A 12,909-nucleotide genomic window follows, 5' to 3' on the forward strand; every position below is an offset into this window, starting at 1 on the left:
ATGGTTGGGTTTTTAAACTAGGACGGAAATATGTTACCGGAAATAAGATGATTACAATTGATTTAGTTAGATTTTTGAGGGAGGGATTATTTGAACATAAACAGTGACTCACTAATTATTTTTATTATTATGTGGGGGACACCTGCAATTATGTTGCTTATAACCTACTTAAAAATGACCAAAGAAGAAAAAAATGACGTAATAAAAGAATTTACATCTTCACGTTTTATTTTTACTATTGGATTCCTGGTAACAGGCATTTTTCTTGATTCTTTAGGGAATTTATTGACACTAAACATTATGAAATTATTGGGAACTCCATTGATAATTGTTGCGGGGACTAACATAGTGGTGGATCAATGGAAGAAAAATAAAGTTAAAAGTATTTTAATTGCTTTACTTATCTTAGTTCTAATAGGCTTAACTATAAGCTAGATACTTAAGTGACAGTAGCCCATTAGGACAAATTCAGCCCATTTTCTGGGTAATTATTTGTTAATGAGATTATAATTTTAACCTATTTAGTGTTTATCAAAAAAAGAAAGAAGAATATTTAACGTGCAAAAAATCTATTTCTACATAGAGGATTCGGTCGAATTAAAGATAAGGAAAAGCTTGGAGATTTACCCAAGCTTTTTTCATTTTCCGTTATTTTTTATAAATACATAGCAACACAAGTCACCATACATGCACAACCAGCTATTACAAATAGATGCCAAATAGCATGGTTAAAAGGCAGCTTTCTCCAAGCATAAAAAATAGCACCGAATGTAAATAATAATCCGCCTGACAGCAGTACAGTAAAACCATCGAAATGTAAAAATTCATAAAGAGGTTTTATTGCAAAGATTATAAGCCATCCCATTGCAATATATAAAGCTAATGAGAACGTATTAAATTTATTAATAAAAAAGCACTTAAATACAATACCCAATAGTGCTATTGACCAAATGATGCATAGTAGTACAATGCCTAACACACCGTCAATTGCAACTAATAAAAAAGGCGTATATGTACCGGCGATTAAAACGTATATAGAAGAATGATCTAAAATAGAAAAAATCTTTTTATATTTCTCGGGCATACTGTGTAATAAAGTTGACATTAAAAATAGAAGGATTAAAGATGCTCCAAAAATTGAATTGGATACAATTTCAACGCTATTACCAGATTGCACGGCGATTAGAATAAGTGCAACACACGCTGGAATACTCATTAGCAATCCCACACCATGTGTGATAGCATTCCAAAGTTCCTCTTTCCAATTTTTGTAATCAAATGCTGTTTCTGTATTCATTCAATTCACTCCTTGTAAGGTTAACTATACAAGAAAGAAAATGCGAGAAACATTGTCATTTGTCACATTATTTCACAAAACTATAGATGGAGAAACCTTATAATAAACGGGAATTGTGTTAGTTATGATTACATTTGTCATGTTTACAGTAGTAAATAATTCTAATTATAATTAGTTTATGCTATTTAAGGATGTGTCATATGGGACGAATTCATATTGTTACTGATTCTACTTGTGATTTAACAAGAGAAGAGTTATTAAAACATGATATTAAAGTGGTACCTTTAACGATTCAGATAGACGGAAAAACTTATGTAGATGGTATTGATATTGAGCCAGAAGCATTTATGGAGTTAATGAAAAATTCACCGGAACTACCTAAAAGTTCACAACCTGCACCAGGAAAATTTAAGGAATTATATGATGAACTTGGTAAAAACGGTGACCAAATTATTTCAATTCATATGACTGGTTCAATGAGTGGAACGGTAGATTCTGCCAGACAAGCCGCAGAACTAACAGATTCAGACGTAATAGTTATTGATTCTCGCTACATCGCTATCGGTTTAGCAATCCAAATCCGTGAAGCAATAAAATTGCGGGATGAAGGGGCTTGCGTTGAACAAATCGTTGCCCGTCTTGATGAGGTAAGAAAAAATACAAGGCTGTTTGTTGTGGTCGATACACTTGAAAACCTTATTAAAGGTGGACGTATTGGCAAGGGAACAGGGATGATCGGTTCATTATTAAATATAAAACCAATTGCAACACTTGACGATGGAGCATATACACCCGTTTCAAAAGCAAGAAGCCATAAACAAGTAGTTAATTATTTATTTAAACAATTTAAAGAGGATACTGAAGGGAAAACTGTAAAATCAGTTGGGATTTCACATGCAAATGGCTTGACGAATTACGGAAATCCATTAAAACAATTAATTGAATCAACCGGATTTAATGAAGTTGAAATAAAGTTTACTTCTCCGATAATTAGTACACATACCGGCCCGGGTGCCATTGGATTTATTTATTTTGCTGAATAAGCAAGAAACAATATCTTTTCCTCTAGTGTCACGTTAATTAGAAACCGCTTACAAACTATAAGTTGTAAGATAGTGAAATTATTGCAGCTATAAACATGAATAACAAACGAAAAGAGTGCCAGAATCTTATGCATAAGGATTTGGCGCTTTTTCTAATGCTGAAATAGGACAGAACTTTGTAAGCAGCAGGTTGCATATAATGGGAATATATGGGGTATAAAATAGGGGGGAAGCTAGCAAACGATTTTATTGATCTCCCCATTTTGAAACTGGTTGGTTAATCGTTTTTGATATGTGAAGGAAATGTTGATTTAAGGGTAAACTAGAAAGAACTTTGATAGGATACCCACTCTACAATAAATGAAATAATTGGTTCTTCATGTAAATAGAATAAAAGTAGTTTTACTTTTTTGTTGATCAAACATTTTATCAAAACAAGAAATTAATGTGGAAGGGAAGATTTACTTCTGAAACGGTTTTTTGTTTTAATTTTATGCAGCTTTTTTTTACTTGGATGTGTGAAGTTCGTAAATGAAAATGACATAAATCAGTTAAACGGCCTAAATGAATTTACCAAAATAAATTCTGACAACATTAAATCAAATGCAATGCAACCATTATCTATTTCAGATAAAACAAAAGAAAGTCGAGTATTGGACAAAGCCGATCAATTATATTCCTATCCATTTCAAGGGATAATAAAAGAATATATGTTAGATGATACTGCAGAACCTCAAGAAGTTGAGCAAGAAGAGACAAAAATTTATTATTTAGCTCTTGGTGATTCATTGACTCGTGGTGTAGGGGATGAAGAACGGAAAAGTGGGTATACTAAAAGATTAGCTGAGAAAATTGAACAATGGTCTGATTTTTCTGAGGTGGTGTTGGATAATAGAGGCAAACGGGGTAGAAGAAGTGATCAATTACTAGCTTTACTTGAAAAAGGACATTATGATAATGAAATAAAGAATTCACAACTAATAACCATTACAATCGGTGGCAATGATATTATGAAAGTCGTTAAAAAGGATATTTTTAACTTAAAGAAAGAGGAATTTGATAATGAATTAGTTGAATTTGAACTTCGAATAGATAAAATAATAAAAGAAATTCGTTTAAGAAATCCAGATGTACCAATCATTTTAATAGGTCTCTATAATCCTTTTTCTGTCATTACAGATGAAATCACAGAATTTGAGTCCATTATATCAGAATGGAACAAATCGATTTTAGAAGTATCTGAAAACTATCCAAATGCTTGTTTTGTTGATGTGGAGGATTTATTTGATACTAATGCTAATTTAGTGTATCATACAGATTTCTTCCATCCAAATGGTTATGGATATACAATTATGACGGAACGAATTGTTTCAATTATGAAGAATTGTAATATTGAGGATCCTACGAATGGGTTAATCTTGTTTCATTAGGATAATCCTAACAATAAGATTATCCCTTTTCACATTTATGCAAAATACATACTCTAATTGGATTTGGGTAGCAAGGAGTGAACCGGTATGAATAAATGGAAAGTCGCCTTTTTTGTTCTAATAGGGTCAATTATTTTATTCATTACAATATTTATATTTTGGGCGATTTCACCATCAGAAGAAATTCCGATTCCTTCTGAAAATGCAGTGAACCCTAGTGATAGTGTTTTTCTAGTAGAAACAACAGCAGAAGATGTTGAGAAAATTGCAATGAAGTACTTAACGGACGAGTTAAATAACCCGTCCCTTCCAATAGACATTATTGTGGATAAAGCAATAAGACTAAATAGTGAGCTTACTATTTTTGGGGTAACGGTTCCCTTTTCAATGGAATTTGAACCTACTGTAAATGAAGATGGCAATATTCAATTAAAGCAAACTGAAGTAAATGTTGGTAAACTAAATATACCACCAATAACCGTTTTAAAACTGATGAATGATGCGGTTCAATTTCCAGTCTGGATTATAGTACGACCAAATGAAGAAGAAATTTTCCTTGATTTGTCGAGGCTTACATTGCTCTCTGGTTCTAGAGTGAGAGCGAAGGAAATTGATTTAGAAAATAATCGCATTTTGTTAGAGGTTATTATTCCAAATGAATAGGAGGGAAAGTGTATGAGTAAAGAGATAGCGACATTTGCTGGTGGTTGTTTTTGGTGTATGGTTAAACCGTTTGATCAGTTGGATGGAATAGAACAGGTAGTGTCTGGTTATACAGGTGGACATGTTGAAAACCCTACATACGAGCAAGTTTGTTCTGAAACAACGGGTCATTTAGAGGCGGTGCAAATTACGTTTAATCCTGATATTTTTCCTTATGAAAGGATTGTTGAAACGTATTGGAAATTAATTGATCCCACAGATCCGGGAGGTCAATTTTATGATCGAGGCGAATCGTACACAACTGCGATTTTTTATCATAATGAAGAACAAAGAGAAATTGCCGAACAATCAAAAAAGCGTCTTGAAGAATCAGGAAAATTTAATAAACCAATTGCAGTGAAAATTTTACCTGCAAAACCGTTTTACCCTGCAGAGGAGTATCACCAGCAATATTATAAAAAAAATCCATTGCACTATGAGCGTTATCATATCGGCTCTGGACGTGCAGCATTTATAAAGGAACATTGGGGGGATTAACATGAATAAAGAAGAACGTCTAAAACAGCTTACACAAATGCAATACTATGTGACACAACAACAAGGTACTGAGCCTCCGTATCAAAACGAATACGATCAACATTTTGAAGAAGGCATTTATGTTGATATCGTTTCAGGTAAACCATTATTCAGCTCAAAGGATAAATTTGATGCAGGCTGTGGCTGGCCAAGTTTTGCTAAACCGATTGAATCAGAAGAAATTACCGAACATTTTGATACATCACATGGTATGCGAAGAGTAGAAGTTCGAAGTAAAACAGCAGATTCACACTTAGGGCATGTATTTCCAGATGGACCTCAAGAGTTAGGTGGACTCCGTTATTGCATTAATTCAGCTGCTCTTCGGTTTGTACCGAAAGAGAAGTTAGAAGAAGAGGGCTATGGGGAGTTTTTAAAGCTATTTGATTAATTACTAAAAGAATCCGCTTGTATCCAGAGCGGATTCCAGACTGTAGACAAACTCGAAAATTCGAGTTTGCCTACAGTCTTTTTTCTTTTAAAATAAAATTAATAACCCTTTTTGAATAAGTTAGTTGATTTCCGTTTCGGCGGACGCTTTCCGCGGGCGTGGGCCAATCCTCCTCGTCGCTACGCTCCTGCGGGGTATCGGCCGTCACGCTTTTCCCGCAGGAGTCGCCGCCTACACTACAATCAACTACTTCTAAATATACGTTGAGGTGAATGGAAATGATGTCGAAAAATCAAATAAATGAACGCGATCAAATTGAGATGATTACGATTGAAGAACTTGTACCAAAAGACCATCTTGTTAGAAAGCTTGAATCAGCCATTGATTATTCTTTCATCTATCCACTAGTAGAACCGCTGTATTCTAAATTAGGTCGCCCGAGTGTTGACCCAGTCGTATTAATCAAAATGACATTTGTTCAATATGTATTTGGAATCCGTTCAATGCGTCAAACAATAAAAGAAATCGAAACGAATATGGCGTATCGATGGTTTTTAGGATTTGGCTTCCATTCAGAAGTACCACACTTTTCAACCTTCGGTAAAAACTATGAACGTCGTTTTCAAGACACAGATATCTTTGAACAGATTTTCTATCGAATACTTAAAGAAATTGCTGATAAAGGATTACTAAGTGCTGACCATGTTTTCATCGATTCAACGCATGTTAAAGCGAGTGCGAATAAACGTAAATTCGAGAAGAAGATGGTACGTAAAGAGACTCGGGCATATGAAGCTAAACTTCAAGAAGAATTGAATCAAGATCGGATTGATCATGGGAAGAAACCATTCCCACCAGATAAATTTGAAAAAGAAGAGATAAAGGAAATTAAAGAAAGTACGACAGACCCTGAAAGTGGCTACTATGTAAAAGATGAACGAACTAAGCAGTTTGCTTACTCATTTCATGCGGCAGCTGACCGCTATGGATTTATACTCGGATCAATTGTGACACCTGGTAATGTTCATGATAGTCATATGCTTCAACCACTTGTTGAAAAGGTAATGGAAAAAGTGAAAAAGCCACTTGCTGTTGCTGCCGATGCTGCTTATAAAACACCTGCGATTACTAAATTCTTATTTGAACATGATATTCAACCAGCACTTCCTTATACACGACCAAAAACAAAGGATGGATTTTTACGCAAACATGAATATGTCTATGATGAGTATTATGATTGCTATCTTTGCCCGGAAGGGCAAGTCCTTAAATATACGACAACGACTAAAGATGGGAAACGCCAATATAAATCAAACCCTACTCAGTGTGTAAACTGTCCTTTACTTACTCAATGTACAAGTAGTAAGGATCACAGAAAAATCATTGAACGTCATATTTGGGCACATCATGTAGAGGAAGCGGATCATCTTCGTCATCAAAGTGATATCAAACAAATATATGCTAGACGTAAAGAAACGATTGAACGTGTCTTTGCAGATGCAAAAGAAAAGCATGGTATGCGATGGACAACCCTACGTGGAATTAAAAAATTGTCTATGCAGGCGATGCTTACTTTTGCTGCCATGAATTTAAAAAAGCTTGCTAATTGGACGTGGCAAGCTTCAGAAATGGCCTAAAATATAATACTCGAAGAGTGTTTTTACCCCAAATAAGTCGGTTAAATACCCAATAATCTATTAAAATTACGAAAGACCTTCAGAATAAGCCCATTCTGAAGGTCTTTTGTCAACAACCTGGAATCCGCTTGTATCCAAAGCGGATTCTTTTTATTCTATTGTATCCCTAAAGGATTTCCTTCCAGATGTTAACTTGTTAATGTTTATATTAATGTTGCGTATTGAATCTTCACCTAGTTCTATTCTTCCATCCTTTTGTATTTCCTTCCACTTTTTTAAGTCTTCTCGATATAAAATCTCTGATAATCGGAATACATCAGCGTTCATTTCTAACGCAGCTTGATAAGTCTGTTCAATTTCTTTTTTTACGGTTTGTTTTACTAGCTCTTTAATTTTGTCAGATGTTAAGTCTCCTTCAAAGCTTCCTAAAGAGGCAGTCAAGCCAACATTTATGTCAAATCTGACATCATTTCCTTTAACAATAGGAACTATATTTACATTTACATTTCTAAGAATAGCGGAAAAATATTTATCTTTTTCGTAACTTGTTGTAATTTCTGCTCTTATAGTTTTATTTGACATCCATTGGAGACCATTTGCCTTATCGTCCTTAATGAAACCTTTAAATTCTTTAGGGGTAACAACCCCGATTCCATCAAATTCTATAGAAGAAAGGGGCTCTTTTTGAGTTTTCCAATCTTCCCTTAATTTAATATATGGAATATTTGCTTCGTGGCTTGGCTCGTTAAGATTAATGATTAAATTTCTTAAATCAATGGGTTGTATAAAAGATTCTTGTTCGTATGAATTTAATGGATCCCCTATTTTAGATAGTGTAATGGATTTTTTTAGTAATGGAAGAGCAAGCAAGAATTGATCTAAAGGTTCATCTGTACAATAAATCCAAGTTCTGTATCTAGTGTCGCTAAAACGAGTTATCGTATTCACTACAGAATCAAATGCCCCTTGTTTTAAGACTCCTTCACTAAATATTAATAATGAAAAATGTCCCCAAAAAACCCTCTCATCTATTGCATGATAAAGTTCGAAAAATGCTTCATCAATTGTATTCCCAGTGGCTGATGTGACTTGCGATTGAATTACATCTTGATTAAACTGTTCGGTTTTTGCAACTCTTGAAAAACTAATTATTTGAATAGTGACTTCATATTGCCCATCTTTAAAATCGACTCCTGCACCAAAAGCATAATACATGCGTTCATTTTCATTTAAATCCCAGCAGCCAGTTAAAAATATTAGTGGCAACAATATGAAAATAAGAAATTTATTCATCATTGGATTTTCCCTCATTATTTCGCGATTCATCCTGAGGATCTAAAAAATTTGGTCTCTGCTTATATTTATACTTTGGGGGCCTTAGCAAAGTACTTTTCAGATTTTCTAAGCTTAAATCTGCTGATATATTTAAATATGGGACACCAAATACTCGAATATTGGCGACATAAAGGATAAGAAGAAAAAGACAAATGAAAAATCCGAACAAACCAAAAAATGCGGTAACAATAATAAACGAAATACGTAAAATACTAATAATTGCTTCTAAAGTTTGGTTTACTACGGTATAGGATGCAATTGTAGAAGTTGCAATAACTACGACCATGGCAGGGCTAGTAGTACCAGAACGGATGGCAGCATCGCCAATAATTAGTCCTCCAATAATGCCTATTATTCCGCCAATTTTTGTAGGAAGACGCAAGCCTGCTTCACGCAGTATTTCAAACATAAGAAGAACTAATAGCATTTCTAAAACGGCTGGCAATGGCAGGCCTAGATTTGTCATAACAACTGTTGCAAGTAATTGCAATGGTAATTGATCTTGATGAAAAAGTGTTAATGCAAGCCAAAATGCAGGCAGGGCAATTCCTAATATTACGCCAAGTAACCTTATTAATCTTTCGAATGTACTATAAGCAATCGAGCTTTCGTAATCTTCTCCCGCTTTTAATAAATAAAAAATGTTAACAGGTGTTATAACGCCGTAAGCTACACCGTCCACTAAAATTAAAAATCTTCCTCGAACTAATGATTGAATTGCGAAATCTGGCGTTCCCGAATAATTTATTGATGGGAATAACCAATTTTTTTTGTTTACAAATTCCATTAATGAGTCACCGCTAATAATAATATCAGTATCGATTTTTTCAAGCTGTTTTTTTAGTTCCGAAAGTATATCTTTATTTGCGATATCATCAAAATAGAGAATAGCAATTTTAGTTTTAGAACGTCTGCCTATTTCCATTTTTTCCACACATAATGAATTCGATGGAATTCGCTTTCGAATAAGGGCGATATTTGTCGGAAGATCCTCGATAAAATTATCTCTGGCTCCTCTTACCATTACTTCCATATTTGTTTCTTCAGGATTTCGATTTGGTTTTTTAGGGACATTGCAAGAGTATAGCAGCCCGGGATCTTCAAAGAAAATTATGACATTTCCACTATAGGCTGCTGTAATAATGTCATTTTTTTTATTAAGTTTTTTTAATTCTGGAATAGGCAATTGCTCTATTAGATTTTCAGTAATTTGATTTTTAGGATAAAGACTTTTAATATTTGGAAGAACTACAGTATATAGCATTTGTTCATCGACCATAGAATCGCATTTAATTAAGAAAACCTTAGAATGTTGAAATGTAAATTCGCTAAAAATAATATCTTCTGATTTCTCAAAAAGCTTCTTTAATTCTGTAATTGAAGTTGGTTGTCCAGATGTGTCCATTGATGTTTCACTACTTTCTTTTTTGATTTATTCTAGGACGTTGTTGGACGCTGTTTTTTTGTTTTTTTCCAGAGAATAACGCTACTGCTCCTAATATAAGCGACAGAAGAATACAAAATATTAATGTTGCAATTAAAAAACCATGACTGTTTAAATTTATAAATAAGTTGTCATCTAATAAAAAAATTATCAAACTTAAAATGAAAAAGGGAGGTACCAAATAAGACCATATTTTTTTTCTGTTTCCTGTAATATCTAATATGTCCGCAGCGATGAATAATAATAACCCAACTCGTATAAAAGTTCCTGTTAGCCATTGATAAATAGATAAAAAATCCATATGTTCAATAAAGTCACCAATCGTAACGAGGCTCCATTCTTCATAAGCAGGGTAGCGTTGTTTTGCTGCCTCCTCTGGACCAAATGCAGTAATTGCACCTATTAGTGGTCCTAGTGTTAAACCCATTAAAACAAATACCATCCCCGCTAGATGATTCCATTTCATTTTCTGCTTAAAATAATGCTGTAAAAAAAGCAGCAATATTAACTCGATAAAGCCTGAAGCAGGAAAAATTGTACCTATTGCAATTGGCTTAAAACCATTTTCAAATAAAGGGAATAAATATCCATAGTCCTTTACTTGTAAATTTGCAAATGCTACAAAAAAACCAAAAACAACAACAAAAAATAAAACAAAAGCATTAACGATGACAATGGTTAAAATATTCGTTGATACGAGCAAAAAGCAAAGAATTATATAGATGCTAAGAAGGATTAATGGAGGCGTTTGCACTAAAAATGTTGTAGATATCCATAAAATAGTTTCACGCATAGTAAAAGCAGATAAAATAATTAAAAAAATTACGGTACTATACAAAATAATTGAAGCACCAACATTGCCGATTGTTTCTTTCAACCAATGTTTTAATGGCTGTCGATTTGATTTTTTTTGTATATAAATAATTAAAAATAACCATGGTAATATTAAGAGGGCTGCTAAAATAACGGATGCCCACCCATCTCTTTTTACATGATCTAAAATAGGAGGGAGAATGGTAACGTGGTTTTTTAACCCAATGCAGGTCATTACTAAAAACAAGACATGTAAAATACTTATTTGCCCGAATTTATTCATATAATCCCTCAACAATCGAAAAATTTATGTTTATTTTTGACAAAATTACTTGAAATTATTATTAATCAAAATAAAAAACGTGAAGAACAACAAATTTGTTTTCTTCACGTTTAAAATTTATATTTTAAATTCATTAACAACGCTTCGTAAATCATCAGCTTGTTTTGCAAGCTCGGTTGCAGAAGCATTAATTTCCTGCATTGCGGCAGATCCTTGTAGTGCTGCTGAAGCAGACCTTTCTGTATGCATAGCTGTATTTTCAGCAATTGAATTTACCTCAACGAAAGAAGCCGCAACTTCATGGCTTGTATTTAAAGTTGACATAATTTTTTCTGCCATCGATGCAATAACGCTCGTGGTTTTGCTAGTTTGAGCTAAGATGTCTTCCAGTATTGAATTTGTTTCATTTGTTACCTCTACACCACGTATTACGTTTACAACACCTTCTTGATTTTGTTCAATAATGGATTTTACTTCTTGTTGTATTGAGGTAATAATTTGTGTTACTTCTTTTGCAGCACTTTGTGATTGCTCAGCAAGTTTTTTCACTTCGTTTGCAACAACTGCAAATCCTTTGCCGTGTTCACCAGCGCGAGCTGCTTCGATTGCTGCATTCAACGCAAGCAAGTTTGTCTGCTCCGCAATAGAAGTAATGGTTCCTATAATAGATGTTATTTCATCTGATTTTTTTCCTAAAGCTTCTACTGTTGTTGATGTATTTGCAATAGTTTCTTCGATTGACATCATAACATTTGAGGATTGATTCATTGATTGACTGCCATTGGAGGCAGCTTTTTTCATTTGTTCTGCAGACGCTTGTACTTCGTTTGCTTCAATATTCAACTCGTGCATAGCTTGTTCGAGCTCTTGCATTTTTAAGATAACGGCATTTGTACGGGTTTGTGTTATGTCGCTGTCAGCAGCTATACTTTGTGTATTGTTTGCAATTTCATCTATTGTTCTTGCATTTTCCTCTGCTAATGCCATTAATTCTTGTGAACTGCCCGAAACGCTTTCTGCGAGAGTAGTTACACGTTTAATTAAATTTGAAATGGATTCAATTAGAATATTGGTTGAGTTGGCAATGAGTGCAAATTCATCTTTTGTTTTTACTTCAACGCGACGAGTTAAATCACCGCCAGCCTTTGCAATTTCTAAAATTGATTGATTAATTTTAAATGTATTTCTTCTAATGGATTTAAATAACAGATAACCAAAAGTTATTGTCAACACAATGGCAATGAAGGATAAAGCAAAAAATGTAATTTTAGAAGCTTTCGCAAATGATTCTAGTTCTTTAATCGTTTCACCATTTTTCGTTTCCAATAAATTAATTAACATTTCAGAGTAGTTTTCAATGGATGATTTAATATTTTCCGAATCGTTTGAAGCCATAATCTTTTGAGCATTTTCAAAACCAAATTTTTCTCTAGTTTCGATAAGGCCGGTTGAGTAGTTATTATAGATTACATAGTATTGGTTAACTAACGCGAGCAGCTCTTTTTCTTTCTCGCGATTTTCAAAAGTAGTTTGGAGCTCATTTATAATACGATCAACATTTTCTTTTGTTGTATTATAGTTTATCAATGTATCTTCATTACCATGTATAATAAATTCTTGCTCGTAGTTAGAAAGCTTTGAAATATTACTAGCCAGATTATTAATTTGAATCTGCTCTTGGAGGTTCTGGTTTGCAAAGGTATTTAAATTTTGCTGAAGTTTTGAAATGCTAATATAGGATAATGTTTGCATCCCAATAATAATTGCAAGTAAAATGCTGAATATGAGAATTACTTTTCCACGTATAAGATGGTAAAATCGTAACTTTCCTAATTCTTTTTTCCTAGAATTTCCTTTAGACGTTTTTTGTGGTTTCTCTTTCTTTGAGGATATTGTTATTTTCTTCTTTTTAGAGGCTTTTATAAGATTGCTCAATACCATCACCATCTTTCTTAAACTATCAATATTTTTAAAGTTTACATTATTTTCTAAAAATT

General features: G+C 33.5%; 12 protein-coding genes. 7 read left to right on the forward strand and 5 right to left on the reverse strand.

The window, feature by feature from the left end:
- Positions 1–90: 90 nt before the first annotated feature.
- Positions 91–435: a hypothetical protein gene (locus MKY04_RS09630; protein ID WP_346235767.1), complete on the forward strand. Its 345-nt coding sequence runs from the start codon at positions 91–93 to the stop codon at positions 433–435.
- 220 nt (positions 436–655) lie between these two features.
- Here the strand turns inward: MKY04_RS09630 and trhA are convergent, their stop codons facing one another.
- Positions 656–1,297, reverse strand: a complete 642-nt coding sequence (trhA, locus tag MKY04_RS09635) for a PAQR family membrane homeostasis protein TrhA (RefSeq protein WP_346235768.1) — start codon at positions 1,295–1,297, stop codon at positions 656–658.
- 200 nt (positions 1,298–1,497) lie between these two features.
- Here trhA and MKY04_RS09640 point away from each other — a divergent pair, with 200 nt between their 5' ends.
- From MKY04_RS09640 to MKY04_RS09665, 6 genes are all read left to right on the forward strand, one after another.
- Positions 1,498–2,340: a DegV family protein gene (locus tag MKY04_RS09640; protein ID WP_346235769.1), complete on the forward strand. Its 843-nt coding sequence runs from the start codon at positions 1,498–1,500 to the stop codon at positions 2,338–2,340.
- A 518-nt stretch (positions 2,341–2,858) separates the two neighbouring features.
- The gene (locus MKY04_RS09645) at positions 2,859–3,770 is read left to right on the forward strand and encodes a GDSL-type esterase/lipase family protein (protein ID WP_346235770.1); all 912 of its coding nucleotides are present in this window, start codon (positions 2,859–2,861) and stop codon (positions 3,768–3,770) included.
- Positions 3,771–3,857: 87 nt separating this feature from the next.
- On the forward strand, positions 3,858–4,433 hold the full coding sequence (locus MKY04_RS09650) for a YpmS family protein (protein ID WP_346235771.1): 576 nt from the start codon (positions 3,858–3,860) through the stop codon (positions 4,431–4,433).
- Between the two features lie 12 nt (positions 4,434–4,445).
- Positions 4,446–4,970, forward strand: a complete 525-nt coding sequence (gene msrA / locus MKY04_RS09655) for a peptide-methionine (S)-S-oxide reductase MsrA (protein WP_346235772.1) — start codon at positions 4,446–4,448, stop codon at positions 4,968–4,970.
- A 1-nt stretch (position 4,971) separates the two neighbouring features.
- A complete protein-coding gene (msrB, locus tag MKY04_RS09660) occupies positions 4,972–5,400 on the forward strand; it encodes a peptide-methionine (R)-S-oxide reductase MsrB (protein WP_346235773.1) in 429 nt (142 codons plus the stop codon).
- Positions 5,401–5,678: 278 nt separating this feature from the next.
- On the forward strand, positions 5,679–7,037 hold the full coding sequence (locus MKY04_RS09665) for an IS1182 family transposase (RefSeq protein ID WP_346235867.1): 1,359 nt from the start codon (positions 5,679–5,681) through the stop codon (positions 7,035–7,037).
- A gap of 150 nt (positions 7,038–7,187) precedes the next feature.
- Here MKY04_RS09665 and MKY04_RS09670 read toward each other — a convergent pair whose 3' ends face one another.
- From MKY04_RS09670 to MKY04_RS09685, 4 genes are all read right to left on the reverse strand, one after another.
- Positions 7,188–8,333, reverse strand: a complete 1,146-nt coding sequence (locus tag MKY04_RS09670) for a Ger(x)C family spore germination protein (protein WP_185807791.1) — start codon at positions 8,331–8,333, stop codon at positions 7,188–7,190.
- Positions 8,323–9,777 (reverse strand): spore germination protein, encoded by a 1,455-nt coding sequence (locus MKY04_RS09675; RefSeq protein ID WP_126295606.1) that lies wholly within the window; start codon positions 9,775–9,777, stop codon positions 8,323–8,325. Before MKY04_RS09675 ends, MKY04_RS09670 begins: the two co-directional genes overlap by 11 nt.
- Positions 9,778–9,787: 10 nt before the next feature.
- Positions 9,788–10,912, reverse strand: coding sequence for an endospore germination permease (locus tag MKY04_RS09680; RefSeq protein WP_126295605.1), 1,125 nt, complete (start codon positions 10,910–10,912; stop codon positions 9,788–9,790).
- Positions 10,913–11,029: 117 nt separating this feature from the next.
- Complete coding sequence (locus MKY04_RS09685) at positions 11,030–12,847, reverse strand: methyl-accepting chemotaxis protein (protein WP_246020440.1); 1,818 nt, start codon at positions 12,845–12,847, stop codon at positions 11,030–11,032.
- Positions 12,848–12,909: the final 62 nt, after the last annotated feature.

It is taken from the genome of Lysinibacillus telephonicus, assembly GCF_039654155.1.
Classification (GTDB): Bacteria; Bacillota; Bacilli; order Bacillales_A; family Planococcaceae; genus Ureibacillus; species Ureibacillus telephonicus.